The organism is Chryseobacterium oleae, from assembly GCF_900115055.1.
In the GTDB taxonomy this organism is placed as follows: domain Bacteria; phylum Bacteroidota; class Bacteroidia; order Flavobacteriales; family Weeksellaceae; genus Chryseobacterium; species Chryseobacterium oleae.
Genome location: NZ_FOVD01000002.1, coordinates 426,954 through 451,646, shown reverse-complemented (window position 1 = coordinate 451,646; position 24,693 = coordinate 426,954). Strand labels below are relative to the sequence as shown.

Sequence of the window (24,693 nt, the reverse complement as noted above, 5' to 3'; positions counted from 1 at the left end):
GGAATAATAATGACGATAATAATTACTGTTAATAACTGATCCATAATTTCTGAAATAAAAAAAGCCGCTTCAATATGAAACGGCTTATATAATTTAAATTAAAATATTTTACAATGCCGCTTCCTTACTGCTGTTTACCACAACAATAATGTTAGAAATGACAATAATATTTTTCTGATTCGTAAAATTCATACTGCAAATGTATTAATTTTTAAATACTGAACAAGTTTTTTTAACACTTTTTATTTTTTTCGCAAAACTGTCTTATGGTTACAGCAGCTTCCGCCACATCATGTACTCTTAAAATTTTAGCACCCTGCTCCAAAACTTTCCAGTGAAGTTTCTGCGTTTCTTCGTTAATGTCCATTGGAGATTTCCCAAGCGGTTTATAGATAAATGATTTCCTGGAAATACCGATCAATAAAGGAAATTTTCCGAAGCCTAAATACTCAGTTTCCCCAATCATTTTCATCTGATCTTCTACCGTTTTTCCGAACCCGAAACCAGGATCGAGGGTGATGTCTCTTACTCCTTTTTCGAGAAGTTCATTCGTCTTTTTAGAAAAATAACGGTTAACTTCCAGAGTAATGTCCTCAAATTTAACTTTATCATGCATCGTTTCGTAAGACGGATTCACATGCATCAGGATGTAGGGAAGCTTCGTTTCACCTGCGGCATCAAACATTTTATCATCATACTGTCCGCCGGAAATATCATTGATCATGTCAATTCCTTCATTAAAGCCGAATTTTACCGTTTCAGCATAAAACGTATCCAGTGAGATCAGGGCTTCCGGAAATTCTTTTTTGATCAGAGAAATCATATTCCCTATTCTGTCTATTTCCTCTTTGCTACTCAAAAATTCAGCATTCGGACGTGTAGATTGCGGCCCGATGTCAATGATCTCCGATCCGTCTTTCAAAAGTTTCTCCGCATGTTCCAACGCAGATTTTTCACTATTGAATTTCCCGCCGTCTGAAAAAGAATCCGGGGTAAGATTGAGGATGCCCATAATTTTTGGGGTGTCCAATTCTACCAGCCTTCCGTTGCAGTTGAGGGAGTGGAAAGGTTGGAGAGTCTTAGAGTTGGAGGGTTGGAAAGTTTCGGAGTTTGAAAGCATGTTTTGTTTAGGATTGATAAGTGATACTATTCTGCAAAATTAAGACTTATTGTGGAATGTTGCTAGTTGCTAGTTGTTAGTTGCTGGGTTGCTATTGGTTGATAAGGGCTTGGGCGGAAACGAATATTCTTTTAGATAGAAATTAAGTTTAGAATCTCTTTATTTCAAAATTTCCTGACAAGAACCAGCAACTGATAACCAGCCACCACCAACTCTCCGACTCTCAAACCCTCTCACCCCGAATCCCACAACTCTAAAACGCTCTCACCCTCAAACTCTCCAACTCTCCCCACTCTTAAACCCTCCAACTCAAACCCCAAAACTCTGACAAAAATCAATGCCCGATTCCCGCTACCTAAAACCGAATTCGTATATTTGGGAGATTAAGAGAATTTATGTCAAAAACATCAGTACAGTTCGGGAAAGTGATCAGTGAGTGTCGTGATCTTTTCAGTAAAAAATTGCAGGATTACGGCGCAGCGTGGAGGGTTTTGAGACCCAGTTCTATTACGGATCAGATTTACATCAAGGTAAACAGAATCCGTACGCTTCAGATGACGGATAAAAAAATGGTGGATGAAAGCGAGGAAGACGAATTCATTGCGATTGTCAACTACTCTATTATCGGACTTATTCAGCTTGAAAAAGGGCTTTCCAATGATTTTAATGAAAATAAGGAGGAAGTTTTAAGCCTTTACGATAAGTATTCTAATGATGCACAGGCTTTAATGGAAAGAAAAAATCATGATTACGGTGAAGCGTGGAGGGATATGAGAATTTCTTCCATTACTGATCTTATTTATCAGAAAGTACTAAGAACGAAGCAGATTGAAGATAACCAAGGGAAAACTATTGTTTCTGAAGGTCTGGATGCGAACTATTTCGATATGCTGAATTATGCTGTTTTCTGTCTGATCAAGTTCTCTGAAAAAGAAAATATTTCCGAAACCCAAAAATAAATTACTATGATCAAAGGTTTATTACGCTTTATTATTGCTGTTATCTTTATTCTTTCCGGCTTTGTAAAGGCTGTGGATCTGGTAGGATTTTCTTTCAAAATGGAAGAATATTTCGCGCCATCGGTTTTCAATATGCCCTTCCTGGAAAAATTTGCCCTTCTGTTCTCGGTCATTGTGGTCGTATTGGAGCTTTTCCTAGGATTTATGCTGTTGTTAAAGCTGAAGCTTAAATTCACACTTTCAGCGTTAATTGCCCTTTGTATTTTCTTTGGGTTCCTTACTTTTTATTCTGCCTATTACAATGTGGTGACGGATTGCGGATGTTTTGGAGACGCGATCAAGTTTACGCCATGGCAGAGTTTTATGAAAGATATTGTGCTTCTTGTTGGTCTTATTATCGTGTTTATCCTTTACAGAAAGGAGTTCCGTAAAAAAGATGTGTACAGCAGCGACAATACGAAAGAGCCTTCCGGAAAGTTCAGATATGCTCTTTTAGGACTTTTTTCTGTGATCATGATTTACATTATGGCTCAGGGAATTATGCACGAACCATTGATCGATTTCCGTGATTATAAAATCGGAACGAATATTAAAACTGAAAAGGAAAAAATCAATAAAAATCCTTCTGAATACAAAACTTTTTATTCCCTTAAAAATCAGAAAACGGGAGAAGTTTTAAAGGTAAATCAGGACGATTATATTAAAGAAACAAAATATTGGGCAGAAGGTTCTCCATGGAAAATTGAGGAAGGGAAAAATGAATCTGTTCTGACGAAAGAAGGTTATAAATCTGAAATCGTTAAATTCAAAATTGAAGATCCTACAGGGGTAGATCTGACGGACGAAATCATCAATGCACCGAAAGCTGTTTTGGTATTTTCATATCATCCAAAAGAGGTTTCCGTTGATCTTATTCAGAAACTTGAGGCTAAAGTGAATACTCAAAAAGGAGCTGTGATTTACGGTATTTCTACAGATCACAATACTTTTAAAACCATTAAAAATGCTATGATGGACGCGACTGCTATCAAAACTATTGCGAGAAGCAATCCGTTTGTACTGATCCTGGAGAAAGGGAAAATCGTGGACAAGCAGCCTGCGAAAGACTATATTGATTAAGGTGAATGGTCAATGGTGAATTGTGAATTAAAACGAATCACAAAACACGAACCTCGAAACCTCGTATCTCGCAACCCAAAAACAGCTGCCAACAATCCAAGTTAAACACTAAACTTAAACATACATTTACAAATGCAAAAATCAAATAAATCCATCGCCGGTTATCATCTTTTAATGATCCTCTCTTCAGTAGACGGGGAATTTGCTCCTGAGGAAGGAATGCTGATTCAGCAGTATATGGCAGACGAATTTCCATTCAGAATGAATCTTGACAATGAACTGGAAACACTGGCTCTTTTGCAGCCTGAAGAATGGAAAGACCACTTTGAATTTCACGCAAGATGTTTCTTTGATGACTCAACAGAAGATGAGCGCGTAAAATTTGCAGAATTTGCTAAAACCCTGATCAAAGCTGACAATAAAGTCACTGACGAAGAGCATACTTTCTACAGGCTTTTGAAAAATCTGTGGAATTTGGCCTAAACCAGACACCAAAAACAAAGCATATTATGAAAAAATTTTATCTGGGAATATTAATTATGAGTGCTTCTACGATACAATCTCAAAAATTCCCTGCTTTAAAAGCCCCTATCGCTGAAAAGCAGGAACACATCCGGGAAATTCACGGAGATAAAGTGAATGATCCGTATTACTGGATGATCGATTATTTCAAGAAAGGAAAAGACTCCACAAAAGTCGTTGATTATCTGAAAGCCGAAAACACCTATTGGGAAGGCATGATGAAGGATACGGAACCTTTCAGGGAAAAGCTTTTCCAGGAGATGAAGGCCCGTATTAAAGAGAAAGATGAATCGGTGCCTGTTTTTGAAAACGGATACTATTATTACACCCGTACAGAAGCCGGAAAACAATACTTCAAATACTGCAGAAAAAAAGGAAGTCTTACTGCTCCGGAGGAAATTCTTCTGGACATAGATAAGCTTGCGGAAGGTCATCCGTATTACAGTGCTACAGGTTTCAGCATCAGCCCGGATAATAACAAACTAGTTTACGGTGTTGATGATCTTTCCAGAAGACAGTATACTTTGTTTTTAAAGGACCTAACAACCGGAAAAACAACCGATCTGGGCATTAAAAATACAGAAGGTTCCGCAGAATGGGCGAATGACAATAAAACTATTTTTTACACAGAAAACAATCCGGTTACCCTTTTATCAGAAAAAATTAAGAAACATACACTGGGAACTGATCCTGGTAAAGATGTGACGGTTTACGAGGAAAAGGATAAAACCAATTATATCTCAGTATATAAATCTAAAAATCACAAATTCATCCTGATTTATTCCGGAGCTACCACTTCTTCTGAAACCAGGTATCTGGATGCTGACCAACCCAACGGAACATTCAAAGTTTTCCAGCCGAGAATGAAGAATGTTTTGTATACGATCACGCCTTTGGAAGACAAATTCCTGATCAGAACAAATAAAGATGCGCTTAACTTTAAAATAGCGGAAACGCCTTTGGATAAAACTGGTGTAGAGAACTGGAAAGATTTCATTCCGCACAGAAGCGATGTCTTAATGCAGGCTGTAAGTGCCTTTAAAAACTATCTGGTTTTCAGTGAAAGACAGAACGGACTTACCCAATTGGTTATTTACGACAGAAAAACAGCTAAGAAAGAGGCGCTGACCTTTGACGAACCGGCTTACACCATTTCTTCACTGGAAAATCCTGAATACAATACGGATAATTTCCGTTTCGGATATACCTCTATGATTACGCCCGTATCGCAGTTTGAGCAGGATCTAAAGACCGGGAAAAGAACATTGCTGAAACAACAGGAAGTGCTTGGCGGTTATGCAAAAGATGAATATGCCACTGAGAGACTTTTTGCAACGGCAAAAGACGGTACAAAAATTCCGATCTCCATTGTTTACAAAAAAGGATTCAAGAAGGATGGAAACAGTCCGCTGCTTCTTTATGCATATGGATCTTACGGAAATTCTATGGATGCTTCTTTCAGCAGTACAAGACTGAGTCTTCTGAACAGAGGTTTTGCCTTTGCCATCGCTCACATCCGTGGCGGCCAGGAAATGGGAAGACAATGGTATGAGGACGGAAAAATGATGAAAAAGAAGAATACGTTTACCGATTTCATCGATGCTGGAGAATATCTGGTTAAGGAAAAATATACATCACCAAAACATCTGTATGCTCAGGGCGGAAGCGCCGGAGGTCTGTTGATGGGTGCTGTAGCGAATATGAGCCCGAATTTATGGAATGGGGTGATTTCACAGGTTCCTTTCGTGGACGTGGTCAATACCATGCTTGATGAAAGTATTCCGTTAACCACCAACGAATATGACGAATGGGGAAATCCCAACAATAAGGAAGCTTATTTCTACATGAAATCTTATTCACCTTACGAAAATATCGAAAAGAAAAAATACCCTAACATCTTAGTAACTACGGGACTTCACGATTCTCAGGTTCAGTATTTTGAGCCTGCAAAATGGGTATCCAAACTTAGGGATATGAAGACTGATAAAAACATATTGCTATTAAAAACGGACATGAATTATGGCCACGGCGGTGCTTCAGGAAGATTTGACTATCTGAAGGATATTTCCCTGGTGTATGCTTTCATGTTTAAACTGGAAGGGATTGATAAATAATTAAATATCACGCAGATTTTGCGAATTTTGCAGATTGACAATGACAGAAAATGAAAGTTCATACATTGTTCGAAAATGTAAAATCTGCGCGAAATAAAAAAATAAATAATAATTACATAATTAGGCTATGAGAAGAAAAATAGTTGCAGGAAACTGGAAAATGAATAAAAATGTCATTGACGCACAACAGTTGATGATTCAATTACTGAGCTATAAAAACAATAACACCACCAACTGCGAAGTATGGATAGCGCCGCCTTCTTTATATTTAATGATGGCTAAAGATATCTTCGAAAAAGATGAGATCGGTGTATTTTCTCAGGATATGAGCGAGCATGAGAGCGGTGCTTATACCGGTGAACTTTCTGCAGATATGCTGGAATCTATCGATGCGACAGGTTCATTAATCGGGCACTCTGAAAGAAGACAATACCACGGTGAAACGGATTCTCACTGCAACAGAAAAATCAAATTGGCACTTGACAAAGGCCTGATCCCCGTATACTGTAATGGTGAAACGCTTGAGCAGAGAAAAGCAGGACAGCATTTCGAAGTGGTGAAAAACCAAACTGAAGTTGCTCTTTTCACACTTTCTGCGGAAGAAATCAAAAAAGTAGTAATCGCTTACGAACCGGTTTGGGCTATCGGAACAGGAGAAACAGCTTCTCCGGAGCAGGCTCAGGAAATCCATGCACACATCAGAAGCATCATCGCTGCCAAATACGGACAGGAAGTAGCTGACGAGGTTTCTATCCTTTACGGAGGTTCTGTGAAACCGGATAATGCAAAAGAAATTTTCTCTCAGCCTGATATCGACGGTGGACTGATCGGAGGTGCAGCTTTGAAACTGGAGGATTTTTCTAAAATTATTGAAGGTTTCAATTCATAGGTTTCGGCTAAATTCCTATTGAATTTAAAACATATAGAGTCAAAAACGGCGGCATCTTCGATGCCGCCGTTTTCTTAAAAAAAATCTAATTATTGAATATCGACTACATACATTGTTCCTTTGTCTACTTTTCCGGTTTTAGGAAGGATTTTAGCTTTCGGATTTCCGTTTCCGTCATCTAAAATTCCAAAATCATCATCATTGAAGACGGCCAGTTTATTGTTTCCTAAATAAACGATTCCTTCAAATTTGTCATGTTCATATCCTAATTTTGCGACCAGATCTACGGCTAAAATTTTAGACACCGGCTTGATTCCGGCATTGGTGATTTCATCCCATGTAGACTGCTCTAAGGCTTTGTTATTGATCTTCAATCCGTCAACGGCTGTAATATCGGTTCCGTTCACATCTGAAGCTCCGGTTATGTTGATTCTGTATACTTTTTTGGTTCCTCCCTGCGATCCGAAATTTCCGTCTCTTTCGATGACCAGGAATTCTGTGTTGCTGATGGCTGTAATATCACATACCGACTCTGAAGCACCTCCATTCTGTTTGTACAGATACTGTTTCGTCTGTCCCGTTGCAATATCGAAAGTGACAATTCTGGTTAAAGTGGTATTGGTTGCCAATGCCTTTGTTGGGACATACATGGTAGACTGCATCGTTCCTACGAGTGTTTTTCCGTCCGGAGTAATGCATAGTCCTTCCATTCCTCTATTCGCTCTTCTTTTAGCTAAAACTGCCGGAAGTTTTTTGGGTCCGGTATTAACGCCAACCGGGCTGATTCTTTCCAGCTCTACTCCGTCTGCATTGTAATGAACAATATGTGGTCCGTACTCATCAGACACCCAAAATGTTCCATCTGCTGCTGCAACAATACTCTCACTGTCCAGACCGTAATTATCCGTTCCTAAAACATTTCCCGACGAATCATAAGCTGTTTCTCCTGTACTGCCCATGCCTGCAGGGTTGGGAAGACCTGTAATCGGTTGGCCGGAAGGATTTTTAAGCTTGATATATTTAATGATCTCGATATTTCCTTCTGCATTAATTTTAAAATGCATGATAGTTGGGGTAAAATTCGGAGCCGGAAATTTTTTCCCGTTCAGATAGTCTGTATTGGGACCACGGTCCGTAATCACATAGAACTCACCTTTTCTTGTCGGATGTGCCGCAGCACCGGAACCAAATCCTCCGTTAATGACATCCACGCCATTGACTGTTGCCAATTTGGAGAAAGGAAATTCCTGAGGAAGCCTGGCATAATTGATATCCTGGTTATTCATTTTGTCGTCATCTTTACACGATGCGAGCGCTGTGAATACGATTGCCGATAACAGCAGTTTTCTCATAGTTACTTTTATGCCGCGAAAGTATACATTGATTGTAAACTGATCTTGAATTTAATAATAATTGTATTTTAACAATCAACTTGTTTAAACTTTATTGTTGGAAAACTCCAACAAAATACACCAGATATTTTATCCTATTCTTTTGTCTTGAAATCACAGATTCGACGTAGTCAAACAAAAGAATCAAAAATTCAAGACCGGGAAACTTCCGCTAAAAATAAATTCTGTTCTCTAAAAATTCTAAAACTTGCGCGGAATGACTATTTCTGCTTCGCTTCAATTACAGCCCCGCGCTTCGGACAGTAGAATTTTCTTAACGTTCACAGTATTTATTTTTTTAACGCTCCATTTTCCGAAGTCAATGTATAGCAGTTACAAATCAATATTCAGCAAATTTTATAATAAATCAAAAGTTTTAAATTTTAAACACGAGATTAATCCGAATATCAATAACCTTCTCTCCTATTCTTTATTAAATCAAAAAATCACGATCTAAAAAATATCCAACCCTTAAACAAAAGGAATATATAGTGAGATAATTCACAAAACGCCTTCAAAAATTTATATGATATATTTGCAGCAGTTAAGGCTGAACATCTGTTCATTAACAGGGAATCAAGTGAGAAGAAATTCAATGCTTGGGCTGTACCCGCAACTGTAAGCTATTTTAAACTTTAAGTACATGATGCCACTGGATCACCATCCGGGAAGGCGTATTTAAGGAAGCGAGCCAGGAGACCTGCCTTATCTGTATTCACTTCGGAAAGAGATTTTGTATTCTTTTCCGGATGGAAAGTTTCGGGAATAAAACTTTAATTTAATTATATTATGAAGAAGATTTATCTTTTTTTACTGCTGCTGTGTCTGCAGCAAATCTCCGCCCAGTTTACAGAAAATGACGTCAAATTCTGGGTAGGAACAGGCTCTAAAAAAGCTTATTTCATCGCTGATTTTAATGACAGCGACAATCCTACATCCTACGCCTGGGGTTTCCGTTATGATGCCAATAACCTTACCATGGAAGATCTTATTAATGCTATTGACGCAGTAGATTCAAAACTGGAAACAGAAGTGCCTTCAGGATTTCTTTACAGCATCAATTACAATCACCACACGCCAAGTCTGGAAGACTATTGGTCTACATGGTCCGGTCCTACCGCAGAAAATATGCACCTGAACAATGGGGCCAACAATGATCCGCTCGTTGATGGAAAATGGTATGGGGCATCATTCGGTTATGGATCTACTCCCACTACACCACCACTTTCCCATCCTTCTCCTCCTGTAGCTGCCTACAACTTTTCGTGGTACAATTCTTCACAGATCACTAACTGGATCGGAACAGGAAATAATACCAGCCTTGTTATTATCGATTTTGGAACCAGCAGTTCTGCCGGAGAAGCTCATTCTTTTGTGTTCGGAATTAAATACAACGGAAGCTTAAATGCTGAACAGGCTTTACAGTTGATTCATGCTCAGGCGCCTTATTTTAATTTTACATCAGGTAGCAATAAAATCAGCACTCTTTCTCTCAATAATTTTACAGGAAATGCATCCGGAACCAATACCTGGAAGCTTTTCAAAGGAAAAGATCTTTCAAGCTGGAGAGGACAAACCAATCTCTCTCAGATTCAACTGGGTAATAATGACTGGCTGGGCTTAAGTTTTGGACAGAGACAGCCTTTCACTCCAAGAGAAGCTTCGAACCTGATTTTAGGTGTTTCTGAAAACAGTAAAAAGGAATTCAGAATTTATCCTAATCCTGCAAGTGATTTTATCAGAATAGAGAATGCTGAAGATCTTAAAGAAGTGAATATTTATGCCGTATCAGGGCAGAAAGTATTGACTGGAAATACCACAAAGATTAATATTCAGACATTGAAGGCCGGGATTTATTTAGTAGAAATTAAAACATCTAAGAATACTACGGTTCATAAGATAATTAAGAAATAAATAAATTGCCTTTGGGCGAGCATTTTTGCCACTTTTGAGAATCGAAGATTTTCATAAAAACTTAAGTGATCTTCTATTTTCAAAGTATTCAACTTCAAAATAACTAAAGTGTTCAAAAAACTTTTGTTTCTTTTGTGGTTAAATAAAAACAAAAAAACGCACCGAAACCGGTGCGTTTTTAACTATTTCCAAAAAAGGAAATTATTTTTTCTCTGTAGATCTCTGCAAAACTTCGTCTACCATTCCGTAGCCTTTTGCTTCTTCGGAAGTCATCCAGTAATCTCTGTCTGAAGACTTTTCTACCCATTCGTAAGTCTGTCCTGAGTGGTGACCGATGATTTCATAAAGCTCCTGCTTTAATTTAAGCATCTCTCTTAAGTTGATCTCCATATCTGAAGCTACTCCCTGAGCACCTCCTGACGGCTGGTGAATCATTACTCTTGAATGCTTAAGCGCAGAACGTTTTCCTTTTTCTCCTGCTACTAATAAAACAGCACCCATTGAAGCTGCCATACCTGTACAGATTGTTGCTACGTCCGGCTTGATGATCTGCATCGTGTCATAGATCCCTAAACCTGCATACACGCTTCCTCCCGGAGAGTTGATGTAGATCTGAATATCTTTCGATGGATCTGCACTTTCTAAGAATAAAAGCTGTGCAGTTACGATGTTAGCCACCTGATCGTCGATTCCGGTTCCTAAGAAGATAATTCTGTCCATCATCAGACGTGAAAATACGTCCATCTGTGCAACGTTCAATCTTCTTTCTTCCATGATATATGGCGTAAGGTTTGTTGGGCCGTACATTCCCATATACTGATCGGTAACCAAACCGTTGTTTCCTAAATGTTTTACAGAGAAATCTCTGAAGTCTTTTTTAATGTCCATATTTCTATTATGTATTATTAACTATTTTCGAAGTTTAAATTACAACTTTTATTCCTAAAATTTTATAGGACTTTTTGTCACAGAATATCAGCGTGATGATCAGCAGAATGTCTGTCAATTTATCTTTTCCTGTCGATGTAGATGCCTTTGATAGGAGAATATTCAATAATATCGCTGAGTCTGATGGAAGCCTGTTTCAGCAGCGTGATTTTTTTGATCAGCTCGTAGTATTTTACCTCATCCGTTCCGCTGTACTGGTCTAACTGTCGTGCTGTTTCTTTGATCAGATAATCAATATATCTGTATTTATGGAGTAAAACGTCGCCCTGCACCTGTTCTGCTATTTTGTCGCCATAATTCGGGGGATAAATATTTCTGGAACCCCAGTTTTCCAGCTCATCCAATGGCATCAGTGCATCCACTACTTTTGATGTAATTTCTTCATCCATCAGCGCTACAAAAAAGTTTCCGCTTCTCAGCTCATCTTTCTGAATACCGTCTCTCACCTGATTGATGATAATTTCGTTGCCTTTAACCAAAAAGTTATACTGCTCTTCTTCAAAATGCAGCAGGATTTCTTCAATCACGGTAATCTGATACTCCTCGTTTTTCTCATTGGTTCTTTTCAGAACAATATCTCCAAACATCAGCATATGATCCACCAGCTTGCTCTCCATAAACAGAACATCATACAGATAAGGATCTTCTTTTTCCTCATCCAAAGGCACAATTTCAAGCTTCGGCTGAACTTTTTCTTTCTGCTGCTGAACGTGCTGCGTCTGGTTCTGTGTGATCTGTTTCTGAACATCAAGCTCGTTGAAAAGACTCTGCTCCGAAAGTCCGAATTTATTGGAAACTTCTTTCAGATAAACTTCCCGTTTTAAAGCATTCTGAACAAAACCTACAGATTTTACGATATCTCTGATGGCTTCGGCTTTTTTAATGGGGTCGTTTCCGACTTCCTTTAAAAGAATTTCAGCTTTAAAATCAATGAAATCCATCGCTTCATTTTCGATGAACTTTTCTACATATTCCTGCGGATGTTTTCTTGAGAATGAATCAGGGTCGTCACCATCAGGAAATAGAAGAACACGGATGTTCATTCCTTCCGTAAGCAGCATATCGATACTTCTGAAACTGGCTTTAATTCCGGCATTATCCCCGTCAAAAAGGATCGTCACATTTTCTGTCAGCCTTTTGATAAGTTTAATCTGTTCCGTTGTCAGAGACGTTCCTGAACTCGCTACAACGTTTTCGATTCCGGACATATGAAGCGCGATCACATCCATATAACCTTCCACCAAAAGACAGATATTTTTCCTTGAAATAGCCTGTTTACTCTGGTTTAAGCCATAAAGTACATTAGACTTATGGTAAATTTCCGTTTCCGGCGAATTGAGATATTTGGCAGTTTTTACATTATTCTTAAGAATTCTGGCTCCGAAACCTAAAACCCTGCCCGAAAAACTGTGAATCGGGAAAATAACCCTTTCACGGAAACGGTCGATTCCGGATGGTGTATTTTCAGGGAATATGGAAAGTCCGGATTTTTCAAGAATTTCCTTTGTGTAGCCTTTTTCTTCGGCATAAAGCGTAAATGAATTTTTCTTTTCCGGCGAATATCCAAGCTGGAATTTTCTGATGATATCATCTTTCAGCTCACGTTCTCTGAAGTAAGCCAGACCAATACTTTTTCCTTCTTCGGAATCCCAAAGAATTTCCTGATAATAGGAATTGGCTACTTCATGAATTTTGTATAACTGATCTTTTTCCGTCTGTGCATGTTTTGCTTCTTCGGAAAATTCACGCTGATCTTCTTCGATTTCAATCCCGTATTTTTTGGCGGCATGACGAAGGGCTTCAGGATAAGTAAAATTCTCGATTTCCATCAGGAAAGAAATGGCCGTCCCTCCTTTTCCCGTGGAGAAATCTTTCCAAATCTGCTTGCTTGGTGAAACGACGAAACTTGGCGACTTTTCCTCATGAAAAGGACTGAGCCCTTTAAAGTTAGACCCGGCTCTTTTCAGCTGAACGTACTCTCCTACTATCTCTTCTACCCGTATCGTTGAGAAAATCTTGTCTATGGTCTGTTTGGAAATCATAGTGTAAAATTAAATATTTAGTTTGAAGAAAAAAACTTCCCAGAAAAGAATGATTTATATCACAATTCTTATTTAAATTAATTCTAATTAAAAATAATAAGTTTGCATTGAAAATTTTTAAACATTAAGCATGATTACAACTCAATTCTTTAGACTGCTCACGCGGTCAAAATTACGCATGGCCGGAGCTCTCGTCCTCTCAGGATGGGTCTTTATGAATGCACAGATTGTCTCTTATTATTCTTTCTCACAGAATCAGGGAACGTATACACCTTTATCCGGCGCAACCAATATTGCCACTGCTACAGCATCTACCGGAACAGGTCTTCTGGACGAAAATGTCTACACATTGAATGACGTTATTCCCTTCTCTTTTCCTTTTAACGGAACTGCATTTAATTCCATAAAAGTACATGCCAACGGATTCATCAGCTTTGGAAGTACAACATCCAGCTCTACGGATCCTATCGGTTCGGGAACTTCTTATTCCGGGGTGATTTCACCATTGTCTGCAGATCTTGAATCTCTTTTTAATATTAATGGATTAAAGGGATCTATTGATTATGCGGTGACCGGAAGTACTCCCAACCGTGAATTTGTGGTTCAATGGAGTCATTTCAGACCTTACGGAGCTTCTCCTGCCACTGCAGCCTCCCACCACGACTGGAATTTCCAGGCGAGATTACATGAAAACGGAAGCATTAAATATGTTTACAGCCTGAATTCCCAGGGAACCCCAAGCGCAACCAATGCCAAGGTGGGACTTCGCGGAACTTCAAGCAATGATTACAACAACAGAACGGCTTCCGGAAATGCCACCAGCAACTGGAATAATACGGTAGCAGGAAGCAATTCTTCTGCAGGAATCGCGAGTAATTACAGTTTTCTGGCTGCACAGGGACTGACTTTTAACTGGACGGCTCCCACTCCATGTATGGCTCCTTCAGCACAGCCTTCCAATTTAGCTTTAACCAATACGGGAATCATCATTAACGGAAGTTTTATAGCCAGTTCTCCGGCCGCTGACAAATACCTTATCCTGAGAAATGTAAACGGAACGGTGCCTAATGCCCCAACCAACGGAACGGTATATACAACGGGAGAAAATACTTCTCTGAATGCTTATGTAGCGTATTACGGAGCCAATACCACTTTTGAAAACAATTATAACCACGGCATCCGCGGAAATAATCAGTATACGTACACGGTTTATGCAGTGAATTCAAACTGTACAAACGGACCTTTATATAATACTCAGAATCCGGTAAGCAGTTCCATCACCAACTGCCCGATTCCTGTTAATGGGATTACAGCTTCCAACGCCAATACCCATTCATTTGACGTGACATGGCCTGTAACTGAAAACGGGAGCGCACTGCCGATTAACAACGTGATTGAAGTGGCTTCAGACAGTAATTTCAATTCAATGGTAGCGGGATCACCATTTACACTGGGAACTTCTACTTTGTCACAACATATTGCAGGACTACAACCGAATACTCTGTATTTCATCCGCGGAAAAAGTGTAAGCACGCAGTGTCAAAGCTCTTATTCCAGTACGGTAAGTATTTATACGACCTGTACGCCTGCTTCTTCATTCTACGAAAGTTTTGATTCCGTTTCAGGAACCAACAATCTTCCCAATTGCTGGGGTAAAATTCTGACTTCGAATAATGGTTCTACACCAACCATCAGCTTAACCACAACGGATGCTAATTCGTCACCGAATAATATTAGTTTTTATGGAAATGGTGCCACTGCAACGGAGGCTGCAACAAAAATGATTCTGGTAAGTCCTGAACTGACCAACATCAGCAGCGGAACACACAGGCTTCGTTTTAAAGCGAGAAGAACTTCGGCTGATATCAAAGTTCAGATTGTTGCTTTAACAGGAACCACTTCTTCTGCCAACGTTGAAATCATTGAAACCATACCGTTGACTACGACGTATCAGGAATATGTGGTGTATATTAATAATTACTCAGGATCTGCTGATCATCTGGGAATCAGAAGAGTGGACGGAAGTACATGGTCCTATATGTACGTGGATGATGTGATCTGGGAACCGGCACCGAGCTGTACTGAACTTGCTTCCGTGACCTTAAATGCGGAAACTTACAATGGAGCGAATATTTCATGGACGAACGTTAATAATCAACAGCCAGCATCGGGATATGAATATTTTGTTTCTACAGTGAATACACCACCGGCAGACACCAACACATTTGTAACCTTAGTTTCAGGAACCAATTCTGTAGTGATTTCAGGTCTTTCAAACGGTACTTATTATTTCTGGATCAGAAGAATCTGTTCGCCAGGTGAAAAAAGCCCATGGAAAACAGTCGCATTCTCCACCGTTCCTACGACACCGGCTCCATGGAAGGAAGAATTTATGACTACCACTTTCCCGCAGGGATGGACTACCGGAACAAGTCCACAATCTTTTGCACTGGGATCAGAAAGAGGAGCAACCGGAAACGGAACTACAACTACCAATCTATATAAAAACCTATTTGCCAACTCCACAGCCGGAACATTCAGCAGCATCAATGTGGGACCATTAAATGCGGCTAATTATGAGCTAAGCTTCTCTTATAAACAGACGAACTACAGCAGCCCGTTTGCACCGTTAGCTACCTGGGGGAACTTTGATGTACAGATTTCTACGGATTTCGGGGCAACATGGACGACCATAGGAACGGTAAATAATGAACCGGGTACAGGAAATTATATCAAAAAAACATATTCTCTCGCCGCTTATCAAAACCAGTTTGTAAAAGTTAGAATTAATGCCAACAGGACGGCGGGAGATTTTGATCTTTCTTTTGACAATTTTGAAATCAAGGCGGGTACTTTATCTACCCTCGAAACGGTAAAAGATAAATTAAGAATCTATCCGAATCCGGCCATATCTTTCGTAAAGATCGATTCTAAGGAGAAAGTGAAATCTTTTGAACTGTATACTATTTCCGGACAGCTTGTAAAAACAGGAGGTCAGGTACAGGAAGTTTCGCTTGAACATATAGCTTCAGGAATTTATATCCTTAAGGTAACGCTGAACAATGACCAGACCGTTATCAACAAGATCATTAAACAGTAACCTTTGTATTATTAGATGATGAACCGGCTGGAATTTTTCAGCCGGTTTTGTTTTGATTATAATTTAGAATTAAATTTGTAACATTAATAAGCGAAGTTTTCATCGCTTTCATTAATCATTTGGATGAAGTTTTTAAAAAGCATTACCATAGCACTCATTTCTACTTTTGCCCTGCTTATTCTATGCATAGAATTTGGAGGAAAATATTTTTTACAGACAGAAGACCGCAAAACAATCACAGGTGCAATGAGAAGTACTCCAAAACTTCCAGAAAACTTTACAACCTTTTATAATACAGTCTATCCAAAGTCTCTATCTACAAATTCGTGGGATCTAATGATTGATAATATATTCAGATCATCAGTTTCAAGAAAAGAATGCCCCTGCAGCCAGACAGCCTATACTTTTTATCCTCACCTAACATTTAAAGCACAATCCGTAATAAAATATTTTATTATTTCAAGATATATTGAGCATTATTATAAACAAACAGATTGCCTGAGTTTTAATTTTGATATGTTTGACTTTTTAGAAAACAGAAAAGGCATTACAACATTATCAAAGTCTCTCTTTAATAAAAAAATTGAAGATTTAAATCCTGTAGAAATGGCGGAAATACTAAGTCTGTATGAAAACCCTGTTAAAAATGACAGAAATAGAAATCCTCAACATTCCAAAGTAAGAACTTCACATTTTTACGATTTATATAAAAAAAATTTAAACAAATAATGAATTTCACCATCCATAACATTGAACAATGGCAGGAAGTTGTCGATAAGATCATTCCTGACTTAAAGCATAACATCCTTCTATTAAAAGGAAATCTTGGCGCGGGTAAAACAACGTTCACTCAGTTTCTCCTCAAAAACCTGGGAAGCCAAGATGAAGTGAACTCTCCTACTTACTCTATTGTCAACGAATACAATACTCCAAAAGGGAAGATTTATCACTTTGATCTTTACCGTTTAAAAAACATTGAAGAGGTATATGATATCGGCATCGAAGAATACCTGGATAATGCCTTTTTGTGCATCATAGAATGGCCTGAAGTATACGAAGAAGAGCTCTACGGGCTTAAGTACCACACAATGAGCATCGTGAATACAGGGGATGAAAGAGAAATTTCATTCGAGTAAATATTATGTATCTTTGCTTATAAATTCGATTGAAAAACAACAACCTGTAAGACATAATTTATTTAAAGAATGAGTACTACAAATATTTTTACTCCTTTTACTGAAGAAGAATTGATGCCGAAAGAAGAAAAGTTGGAGGTTATAAAGAAAGGAAAACAGTTCAGTATTGGAATTCCTAAAGAAACCTGTCTTAATGAGAGGAGAACCTGCATTACTCCGGACGCGGTACAGGTATTGGTAGAACACGGTCACGAGCTTATTATTGAAGCCGGTGCTGGTGAAGGCTCTTTTTTTACAGATCTTCAGTATTCTGAATCGGGAGCAAAGATTACCAATGATCCTAAAGAAGCTTTCGGGCAGGATCTTATTCTAAAGATCAATCCTCCTACAGAAGAAGAAATTGAATTCATGAAACCAAATACCTATCTGGTTTCAGCTCTTCAGATCAACCTAAGAGATAAAGCTTATTTCTTAAAGCTGGCAGAGCGAAAAATCAACGCTATTGCATTTGAATTTATCGTTGACGAATACAAACAGCTTGCTCTGGTAAGACTCGTCGGCGAAATAGCAGGAACCGTTTCTATTTTATATGCATCGGAACTTCTTGCCCTGTCAAACGGCCTCATGCTGGGCGGTATCACAGGAGTAAGACCTGCAGAAGTTGTTATTTTGGGTGCAGGAATTGTGGGCGAATTTGCCACAAAAGCAGCCATCGGACTGGGAGCCAGCGTACGGGTTTTTGACAACTCACTTTCAAAGCTGAGAAGACTTCACACCCTTGTAGACAGCAGAGTTCCGACCTCCATCATTGATCCCAAAGAATTAAGCAAAGCTTTAAGACGTGCAGATGTGGTGATCGGTGCCCTTCCAAGATTAAATATGACGCCTATCGTTACCGAAGAAATGGTCGCAAAAATGAAAAAAGGCAGTGTCATCATCGATATTACCATAGATAACGGCAAAGTGATCGAAACATCCGAACTGACAACGATGGAAGATCCTTACATCATCAAATACGGCGTGATCCACTGCGGACTTCCGAATCTTACGTCCAGAATGCCAAGAACCACGACCAAAGCTATTTCCAATTTCTTCCTTTCTTATATCCTGAATTACGATGAAGAAGGTGGTTTTGAAAATATGCTGATCCGCAAAAACGAAATGAAGCAGAGCTTATACATGTACAAAGGTAGACACACCAAAAAAGTGATCTGCGACCGTTTCGGACTTACTTACCACGATATCAATCTTTTAATTTTCTAATGAAAAAAATTAAATTCTTTTTAATAGGCCTTATTCCGGGGCTGATTCTTGTATTTTTTATTTTAAACAAAAAAGGCGCGAGCTGCAGCGGATACCTTCCCAACAGTCGTGTGATTGCAGAAACCCTTTCTAAGGAATTCAAATATTCTGAAGAGGCTAAAAACGGAATGGCGACCTATAAAATTGATGAGAAATTTATAAAAGACAGTATCATTACGAACGGAAAAGTAGATTTCGACAGAAGTCATGCTCAGAAAAAGCCTTGTCCTGACTATGTGATTACCTATCCGGAGAAAAACCCGACCTATGAAATCTCTTTTGAAAAATGTGAGGAAACGGTTACGCTGAATTCTTTGAAGAAACTGAAGTAAATAAATTTTATTTTAAACATTAAGGAATTAAGAAACCTGCTTAAAAAAGAATAATTAAGGATTTGACGATGTCAAATAATAAGCAGCATTCTTTATAAATATCTTTGATATTTTTCTTCATTAATCTTAATAGCTTAAATGTTCTTAATGGTTAAATTAAACTGATTTTAAATACTAGCATCAAATCATATTTTTATGGAAGGCAATTACTACATGATCCACGATTATCTGATATTCATTGGAGTATTTGCTATTTTCTTCCTGCTTACGGTCAGTATTTATCTTTTCAGCCAGAACAGCAGGTTCAGACAGAAAAATACCCGCCTCACCGAAACGAATAAAATCATTGAACAGAAACTGAATGAAGTCCAGCTGGAGCATATTGGTACCAAACTGAATCCCCATCTCTTCAAAAACATTCTGAATTCGGTGCAGTCGCATGCCTACCAGACGTATATGTCACTGGATAAACTTGCGAATGTTCTGGATTATATTTTATATGAAAGCAACAATAAATTTGTAAGTCCTAAAGAGGAACTGAATTTCGCTTTAAGCCTTATCGAGATCAATAAAATAAAGATCAATCCACTTTTTGATTTCAGGATCAAATCAAGAATCAATAAGTCGGATACCGTGTATGAAGAAAAGGTTTTCGCTCCGCTGATCTCTGTTGATCTTATTGAAAACGCCTTTAAACACACTGATTTTCTGGCCCAGGATTCCTTTATCTCCATTCATCTGGAGCTCGAAAACGGTATTTTCACGATGAAAGTCAGTAACAAAGCTTCTTTAAAAAACGTTCTTGCCAAAGAAAACAGTGGTTTCGGGAGCCAATCTCTGGATCAAAGATTGAAAATGATTTACAACAATCATTATCAGCTCGAGAAAAGCTCAAAAAACGGTATCTTCACGGCAGAATTAAAAATCAATTTAGGGGAATTCTATGATAAAATGCGTTATTCTTGATGATGAATTACTGGCCATCAGTTATTTAAAACTTCTATGCGAGCAGATCGAAAATGTAGAAGTGGTAAAAGCATTTAATGACCCCAAAATTTTCCTGAGTGAGATTGATAAAATCGACTGCAATCTCTGTATCCTGGATATTGAAATGCCTGGAATGACCGGACTTCAGGTGGCAGAAATTATTTCAGGCTCCAAAAAAATCATCTTTACCACCGCTTACAAGGAATATGCAGCGGAAGCTTTTGACCTGAATGTGGTAGACTACGTCAGAAAGCCCATCAAAAAAGAAAGACTCATTCAGGCCTTCGAAAAAGCCAAAGAACTGGTAGACGTTCCTCACAAAAAAGATCTGATCGAATGGAATACCAATATCGGCAGAACAGTCATTTTCACGGAACAGATCGCTTACATTAAAACCTCAGAAATCGACAGCCGCGATAAAGATATTATCCTGAACGACGGAACCACCATCGTCCTCAAAAACCTCAGCTTTAAGACACTTCTCGAAATGCTCCCTTCCAAAGACTTCGCTCAGGTGAATAAAAAGGAGATCATTGCGCTGTCTTCCATCAAAGTATTTTCCACCAACGAAATTATCAGTACCATTCAGTCGGAAGGCGATAATTTCCTGAAACTTCAGATCGGAGAAGCTTATAAACATTCATTAATGGAGCTCTTCGGAAAGTAGATCTTTCAGACCTTTGCGGTTTCACTGCAAAATGTAACGGTTTCATTACATCCTCCCCTTTTACACGACCTTTCCAACGTATTTTTGCTGCTGATTAAATGATTGTATAATGAAAAATTGTCTGTATGCAGCAGGAATTCTCATATCCGGGCTTTGCTTTTCCCAGGAAACAGGTTCCAAGGTCAAGGCCTCCTTTTTCGACGGAATTGTAGCGGCCGGATATGTGGATCATGGAGCTTTTATCAATTTTACAGGCCCGAATGTCAGCTTTACCCATAAAGGCCTTAAACTGATCGCCGGAATGCTTCCATCGCTTAGAATTAAAGAGGACCGTTCTCCGGGAACCAAAAACAGTCCTGTCACACCCAACCTGGGAGCCGGTATTACCGCGGTTTATAAAAAGATAGCGTTTCAGATACCGGTTTATTACAATACAAAAACATCTGCTGAAAACGGAGCCTGGAAAGTAGGAATCGGATTGGGGTATTCTTTCAGATAGAATTTTGAAGTACGGGAGAAGGAAGCTGGAAGAGGGATGTTATTAAGGTTTGAAACATAACTGAAATACAGTTTTATTAATTTTAGGATTGCTTCAAGCAAATTTTGAGACAGGTATTATAATAAATGCCCAACAGTAACTTCCATCCTCTCTCTTCCAGCTTCCAAACCTTTTGCGGTTTTTATTACATTTTTTAGAACATTTATTACATTTTAAGAACAAGAGCATTTAACATCAATATATTCTCATCAACTTTGCATTAAAATATAGGAATCATGAACTGGGGAAAATACAGAAATTTAATTTTTTACATAGCTACCATCGCCTTTTTTTCCTGCCTGATGTACTTCTTTATTATAGAGGGACAGACGCTGGAGATCAAGGAAAATATAGTCACTAAGACAAGCACCGGCTCTACCTGGGACAACTTCCAGGAATCTTTTAAAGCCAATCTTCACCATCCGCTGGCATTGCTTCTTGCCCAGATTGTCACCATTATTCTGGTTGCCAGACTTTTCGGATGGATCTGTATGAAAATCAAGCAACCTACCGTCATCGGTGAAATGATCGCAGGTATTGTTTTGGGGCCGTCATTACTCGGGATGTACTTTCCTGAATTCTCTGCTTTCCTTTTCCCGAAAGAATCATTAGGTAACTTACAGTTTTTAAGCCAGATAGGACTTATCCTGTTTATGTATATTGTAGGAATGGAGCTGGATCTGAGTGTATTAAGAAAAAAAGCTCATGATGCCGTAGTGATCAGTCATGCGAGTATCATCATCCCATTTGCATTGGGAATAGGACTTTCTTATTTCGTCTATCAGGAATTTGCACCGGAAGGCATTCAGTTTACATCTTTTGCCCTGTTTATTGCGATTTCGATGAGTATCACAGCATTTCCGGTACTAGCCAGGATTGTTCAGGAGAGAAATCTTCAGAAAACAAAACTGGGAACTATCGTTATTACCTGTGCCGCAGCCGATGATATTACGGCTTGGTGTATCCTTGCAGCCGTTATTGCGATTGTAAAAGCAGGTTCTTTCACCAGTTCTATCTATGTGATCATTATGGCTATCGCTTATGTATTTTTAATGATCAAAATTGTGAGACCGTTCCTGAAAAGAATCGGGGACCTTCAGGCAGGCAAAAACACCATCAGCAAACCGATGGTCGCTATTTTCTTCCTTACATTGATTCTTTCTGCCTATGCTACTGAAGTGATTGGTATCCATGCTTTATTCGGAGCGTTTATGGCAGGAGCGATTATGCCGGAAAATGCGAAATTCCGTACCCTTTTCATCGATAAAGTGGAAGATGTGGCTTTAGTTCTTTTACTTCCTCTTTTCTTTGTATTTACCGGTTTACGTACACAAATCGGGCTATTGAATGACGGTCACCTTTGGCTGACAGCAGTATTTATCATCTTAACCGCGGTTACAGGAAAGTTTATTGGAAGTGCCCTCACCGCGCGGTTTGTAGGCATCAACTGGAAAGAAAGTTTAACGATCGGAGCTTTGATGAATACAAGGGGACTGATGGAACTGATTGTATTGAATATCGGGTATGATCTTGGAGTATTAAGTCCGGAAATCTTCGCGATGTTGGTTATTATGGCTTTATTTACCACCTTTATGACGGGGCCTGCTTTAGACTTTATTAATTTTATTTTTAAATCCAAAAAAAGCAGCGACGAAGAAACTCATGACAACAATGATTCCAAATACCGCGTCCTGCTCTCTTTTGACAAACCTGAATCCGGAAGCACTTTGCTGAAGTTGGCCCATGATTTCACCAATAAAATGAACGGCAACAAAAGCATTACCGCAGTGAATATTGCTCCGGTAGACGAAATGCACGCCTACGATATCAATGAGTATGAAGATGCTCAGTTTAAAAACGTGATTGAGACATCCCACGACCTGAAACTGGAAGTGACTACGCTTTTCAAAGCGTCCACAGATATTGAAAGCGACCTTACAGGAATCTCCAATAAAGGAAATTACGATCTTCTCCTGATTATGCTGGGTAAATCTATGTATGAAGGAAGTTTGCTCGGAAGATTGTTAGGATTCACCACCAAGATCATCAACCCGGAAAAGCTTCTGAACACGGTAAAAGGCAAAGGAAACATTTTCAACAACTCTCCTTTTGACGATTTTACGCTTCAGATTCTGGACAAAACCCATATTCCGGTAGGCGTTATGGTAGAAAAAGATTTTAAATCTGCCGATAAGGTATTTGTTCCGATCTTCAACCTGAGCGATTTTTATCTGCTTGAATATGCCAAAAGGCTGATCAATAATAACAATTCACAAATCATTATCCTAGATGCCGCAGGACAGATCCGCAACAATATTGAGGTGAAGGAACTGATCAGAAGCATCGAACAGGTAGCACCCAATCACATCACTTTATATAACGAGAAAAAGATCGAGAAAGAATTTCTGAACGCACAGGACCTGATGCTGGTCAGCAGCAAAAGCTGGAAAAACCTGATCGACAGTAAGAGTCTGTGGTTATCTGATATTCCTTCAACATTGATTATCTCTAATCCATAGGTTTTTGAATAATGTAACAATGTATCAGTGTAACAATTTACCAATGTAAAAGTGTAACAATATTGAACAGATTGCACAGAATGATATCTTTTATTTAACGAAAAAACAACAGTCCACACAGTCCATATTAACTTCCGTTTCCGGTATTGGTCAGCAAAATAAATTTGATAAGTATACTCTAAATCCCGTTGACCTGTACTGAACCGGAACTGTAGATCCGGCGGCTAAACCTTCCTGCAGAGGGTGTGCTGCCGGGGAATCTGCAGAGATGGTGATGTGGCGATTTGTTGATGAGATGATTTGATGATGCGTTGATGTATGATTTAAAATATTGATTGATTAAATCATTGGTAAACTGCTAGACGGATACATTGTTACATTATATTATTTCTGACTTCTCAGCTTCAACAGTTTTTGAAATGATTCCGAAAATCTTTTCTCTTCTTCTGCTATATAATCACTACTGAAAGGCGCTCCACAATCTAAGCTATTGATTGAATGAAGGAGTTTTCCTTTTTCAAAATAATTCCGGTTCTCCTCTATCTCTGATTTTTCAAAATCAAAAGCTTCCGTGTCATTATTTTCTTTCATGGCTTTGATGTCATAAAACATAGGCCGGTTGTAGGTATAGATTTTTTCAAAAACAAAAGACAACTTTCCATTCAGCAGATAATATTCGGTGAGCACCTGCCCCATTTCTCCGTACAGTCTTGCCGTTACCTTCTTCAGACGTCCTTTCTGCTCATAAAATACCGCTTCACCGCCTTCGGCAGATTCTCCTTCTATGTCTTTCTTTTTTATGGAACTCCATTTTTTAATAGAATTGATTCTTTTGAAATTGCTGCGGATAGGTTTCAACCTGTCTGTCAAAAATTCATTAACGGAAGTATCATCCTGGTTGAAAGACTCTTTGATTTTTACAGTATCCGATTTTATGGAAAAAAGGTTCTCCATATCTTTTGTATAGGTTTCTGCATGGCTTAGACTTACAGAAACTATTAATATCAACAAAGTGTAGAAAAAACGAGTCTTCATAATTATTGTGTTTTTGGACCGGTTATTTTACAAATCTAGTCAATTCTTTAAATACGAAA

Annotated in this window: 20 protein-coding genes and 1 riboswitch; of the genes, 15 read left to right on the top strand and 5 right to left on the bottom strand. The window is 38.7% G+C overall.

What is annotated here, in order from left to right; translation table 11 throughout:
• Window positions 1-232 precede the first annotated feature (232 nt).
• Window positions 233-1,120 carry a dihydropteroate synthase gene (gene folP / locus BM143_RS09205; protein ID WP_449384774.1) on the bottom strand — a complete coding sequence of 296 codons (888 nt, stop codon included), beginning with the start codon at window positions 1,118-1,120 and terminating at the stop codon, window positions 233-235.
• 395 nt (window positions 1,121-1,515) lie between these two features.
• On the opposite strand from folP, the gene BM143_RS09200 reads away from it, so the two are divergent.
• The 5 genes from BM143_RS09200 to tpiA all read left to right on the top strand — a co-directional run bounded on the left by BM143_RS09200 (window position 1,516) and on the right by tpiA (window position 6,723).
• Window positions 1,516-2,079: a DUF1599 domain-containing protein gene (locus tag BM143_RS09200; RefSeq protein ID WP_034726574.1), complete on the top strand. Its 564-nt coding sequence runs from the start codon at window positions 1,516-1,518 to the stop codon at window positions 2,077-2,079.
• A 6-nt stretch (window positions 2,080-2,085) separates the two neighbouring features.
• The gene (locus BM143_RS09195) at window positions 2,086-3,198 is read left to right on the top strand and encodes a BT_3928 family protein (protein WP_090024211.1); all 1,113 of its coding nucleotides are present in this window, start codon (window positions 2,086-2,088) and stop codon (window positions 3,196-3,198) included.
• Window positions 3,199-3,330: 132 nt separating this feature from the next.
• On the top strand, window positions 3,331-3,681 hold the full coding sequence (locus BM143_RS09190; RefSeq protein ID WP_047448769.1) for a tellurite resistance TerB family protein: 351 nt from the start codon (window positions 3,331-3,333) through the stop codon (window positions 3,679-3,681).
• Window positions 3,682-3,707: 26 nt separating this feature from the next.
• Window positions 3,708-5,834, top strand: a complete 2,127-nt coding sequence (locus BM143_RS09185) for a S9 family peptidase (protein ID WP_090024210.1) — start codon at window positions 3,708-3,710, stop codon at window positions 5,832-5,834.
• Between the two features lie 127 nt (window positions 5,835-5,961).
• Window positions 5,962-6,723, top strand: a complete 762-nt coding sequence (gene tpiA, locus BM143_RS09180) for a triose-phosphate isomerase (protein WP_034726585.1) — start codon at window positions 5,962-5,964, stop codon at window positions 6,721-6,723.
• Between the two features lie 89 nt (window positions 6,724-6,812).
• On the opposite strand, the gene BM143_RS09175 is transcribed toward tpiA, so the two are convergent.
• Window positions 6,813-8,075: an esterase-like activity of phytase family protein gene (locus tag BM143_RS09175; RefSeq protein ID WP_090024209.1), complete on the bottom strand. Its 1,263-nt coding sequence runs from the start codon at window positions 8,073-8,075 to the stop codon at window positions 6,813-6,815.
• A gap of 569 nt (window positions 8,076-8,644) precedes the next feature.
• A riboswitch (cobalamin riboswitch) is annotated at window positions 8,645-8,836 on the top strand.
• A gap of 67 nt (window positions 8,837-8,903) precedes the next feature.
• Between BM143_RS09175 and BM143_RS09170 the strand changes: the two genes are divergently transcribed.
• Window positions 8,904-10,028, top strand: coding sequence for a T9SS type A sorting domain-containing protein (locus BM143_RS09170; protein WP_090024208.1), 1,125 nt, complete (start codon window positions 8,904-8,906; stop codon window positions 10,026-10,028).
• Between the two features lie 201 nt (window positions 10,029-10,229).
• Here BM143_RS09170 and clpP read toward each other — a convergent pair whose 3' ends face one another.
• Complete coding sequence (clpP, locus tag BM143_RS09165) at window positions 10,230-10,916, bottom strand: ATP-dependent Clp endopeptidase proteolytic subunit ClpP (protein WP_034726592.1); 687 nt, start codon at window positions 10,914-10,916, stop codon at window positions 10,230-10,232.
• A 119-nt stretch (window positions 10,917-11,035) separates the two neighbouring features.
• Window positions 11,036-13,018, bottom strand: coding sequence for a DNA primase (gene dnaG, locus BM143_RS09160; RefSeq protein ID WP_090024207.1), 1,983 nt, complete (start codon window positions 13,016-13,018; stop codon window positions 11,036-11,038).
• A 130-nt stretch (window positions 13,019-13,148) separates the two neighbouring features.
• On the opposite strand from dnaG, the gene BM143_RS09155 reads away from it, so the two are divergent.
• The 9 genes from BM143_RS09155 to BM143_RS09115 all read left to right on the top strand — a co-directional run bounded on the left by BM143_RS09155 (window position 13,149) and on the right by BM143_RS09115 (window position 23,599).
• On the top strand, window positions 13,149-16,118 hold the full coding sequence (locus BM143_RS09155; RefSeq protein WP_090024206.1) for a T9SS type A sorting domain-containing protein: 2,970 nt from the start codon (window positions 13,149-13,151) through the stop codon (window positions 16,116-16,118).
• 123 nt (window positions 16,119-16,241) lie between these two features.
• A complete protein-coding gene (locus BM143_RS09150) occupies window positions 16,242-16,847 on the top strand; it encodes a transglycosylase domain-containing protein (protein WP_090024205.1) in 606 nt (201 codons plus the stop codon).
• Complete coding sequence (tsaE, locus tag BM143_RS09145) at window positions 16,847-17,254, top strand: tRNA (adenosine(37)-N6)-threonylcarbamoyltransferase complex ATPase subunit type 1 TsaE (RefSeq protein ID WP_090024204.1); 408 nt, start codon at window positions 16,847-16,849, stop codon at window positions 17,252-17,254. The genes BM143_RS09150 and tsaE overlap by 1 nt, the downstream gene beginning before the upstream one ends.
• 69 nt (window positions 17,255-17,323) lie before the next feature.
• Window positions 17,324-18,517 (top strand): alanine dehydrogenase, encoded by a 1,194-nt coding sequence (locus BM143_RS09140; protein WP_090024203.1) that lies wholly within the window; start codon window positions 17,324-17,326, stop codon window positions 18,515-18,517.
• Complete coding sequence (locus BM143_RS09135) at window positions 18,517-18,888, top strand: hypothetical protein (RefSeq protein WP_090024202.1); 372 nt, start codon at window positions 18,517-18,519, stop codon at window positions 18,886-18,888. The genes BM143_RS09140 and BM143_RS09135 overlap by 1 nt, the downstream gene beginning before the upstream one ends.
• 195 nt (window positions 18,889-19,083) lie before the next feature.
• Complete coding sequence (locus BM143_RS09130) at window positions 19,084-19,854, top strand: histidine kinase (RefSeq protein ID WP_090024201.1); 771 nt, start codon at window positions 19,084-19,086, stop codon at window positions 19,852-19,854.
• Window positions 19,832-20,542: a LytR/AlgR family response regulator transcription factor gene (locus tag BM143_RS09125; RefSeq protein ID WP_090024200.1), complete on the top strand. Its 711-nt coding sequence runs from the start codon at window positions 19,832-19,834 to the stop codon at window positions 20,540-20,542. Before BM143_RS09130 ends, BM143_RS09125 begins: the two co-directional genes overlap by 23 nt.
• A 109-nt stretch (window positions 20,543-20,651) precedes the next feature.
• Window positions 20,652-21,041 (top strand): hypothetical protein, encoded by a 390-nt coding sequence (locus tag BM143_RS09120; RefSeq protein WP_090024199.1) that lies wholly within the window; start codon window positions 20,652-20,654, stop codon window positions 21,039-21,041.
• Window positions 21,042-21,316: 275 nt separating this feature from the next.
• On the top strand, window positions 21,317-23,599 hold the full coding sequence (locus tag BM143_RS09115) for a cation:proton antiporter (protein ID WP_090024198.1): 2,283 nt from the start codon (window positions 21,317-21,319) through the stop codon (window positions 23,597-23,599).
• 384 nt (window positions 23,600-23,983) lie between these two features.
• On the opposite strand, the gene BM143_RS09110 is transcribed toward BM143_RS09115, so the two are convergent.
• Window positions 23,984-24,634 carry a hypothetical protein gene (locus tag BM143_RS09110; protein ID WP_090024197.1) on the bottom strand — a complete coding sequence of 217 codons (651 nt, stop codon included), beginning with the start codon at window positions 24,632-24,634 and terminating at the stop codon, window positions 23,984-23,986.
• Window positions 24,635-24,693: the final 59 nt, after the last annotated feature.

What these genes read in the sequence shown, in the direction of transcription:
- folP (WP_449384774.1), bottom strand. Translation starts at nt 1,120, where the DNA reads ATGCTTTCAAACTCCGAAACTTTCCAACCCTCCAACTCTAAGACTCTC.
- BM143_RS09200 (WP_034726574.1), top strand. Translation starts at nt 1,516, where the DNA reads ATGTCAAAAACATCAGTACAGTTCGGGAAAGTGATCAGTGAGTGTCGT.
- BM143_RS09195 (WP_090024211.1), top strand. Translation starts at nt 2,086, where the DNA reads ATGATCAAAGGTTTATTACGCTTTATTATTGCTGTTATCTTTATTCTT.
- BM143_RS09190 (WP_047448769.1), top strand. Translation starts at nt 3,331, where the DNA reads ATGCAAAAATCAAATAAATCCATCGCCGGTTATCATCTTTTAATGATC.
- BM143_RS09185 (WP_090024210.1), top strand. Translation starts at nt 3,708, where the DNA reads ATGAAAAAATTTTATCTGGGAATATTAATTATGAGTGCTTCTACGATA.
- tpiA (WP_034726585.1), top strand. Translation starts at nt 5,962, where the DNA reads ATGAGAAGAAAAATAGTTGCAGGAAACTGGAAAATGAATAAAAATGTC.
- BM143_RS09175 (WP_090024209.1), bottom strand. Translation starts at nt 8,075, where the DNA reads ATGAGAAAACTGCTGTTATCGGCAATCGTATTCACAGCGCTCGCATCG.
- BM143_RS09170 (WP_090024208.1), top strand. Translation starts at nt 8,904, where the DNA reads ATGAAGAAGATTTATCTTTTTTTACTGCTGCTGTGTCTGCAGCAAATC.
- clpP (WP_034726592.1), bottom strand. Translation starts at nt 10,916, where the DNA reads ATGGACATTAAAAAAGACTTCAGAGATTTCTCTGTAAAACATTTAGGA.
- dnaG (WP_090024207.1), bottom strand. Translation starts at nt 13,018, where the DNA reads ATGATTTCCAAACAGACCATAGACAAGATTTTCTCAACGATACGGGTA.
- BM143_RS09155 (WP_090024206.1), top strand. Translation starts at nt 13,149, where the DNA reads ATGATTACAACTCAATTCTTTAGACTGCTCACGCGGTCAAAATTACGC.
- BM143_RS09150 (WP_090024205.1), top strand. Translation starts at nt 16,242, where the DNA reads ATGAAGTTTTTAAAAAGCATTACCATAGCACTCATTTCTACTTTTGCC.
- tsaE (WP_090024204.1), top strand. Translation starts at nt 16,847, where the DNA reads ATGAATTTCACCATCCATAACATTGAACAATGGCAGGAAGTTGTCGAT.
- BM143_RS09140 (WP_090024203.1), top strand. Translation starts at nt 17,324, where the DNA reads ATGAGTACTACAAATATTTTTACTCCTTTTACTGAAGAAGAATTGATG.
- BM143_RS09135 (WP_090024202.1), top strand. Translation starts at nt 18,517, where the DNA reads ATGAAAAAAATTAAATTCTTTTTAATAGGCCTTATTCCGGGGCTGATT.
- BM143_RS09130 (WP_090024201.1), top strand. Translation starts at nt 19,084, where the DNA reads ATGGAAGGCAATTACTACATGATCCACGATTATCTGATATTCATTGGA.
- BM143_RS09125 (WP_090024200.1), top strand. Translation starts at nt 19,832, where the DNA reads ATGATAAAATGCGTTATTCTTGATGATGAATTACTGGCCATCAGTTAT.
- BM143_RS09120 (WP_090024199.1), top strand. Translation starts at nt 20,652, where the DNA reads ATGAAAAATTGTCTGTATGCAGCAGGAATTCTCATATCCGGGCTTTGC.
- BM143_RS09115 (WP_090024198.1), top strand. Translation starts at nt 21,317, where the DNA reads ATGAACTGGGGAAAATACAGAAATTTAATTTTTTACATAGCTACCATC.
- BM143_RS09110 (WP_090024197.1), bottom strand. Translation starts at nt 24,634, where the DNA reads ATGAAGACTCGTTTTTTCTACACTTTGTTGATATTAATAGTTTCTGTA.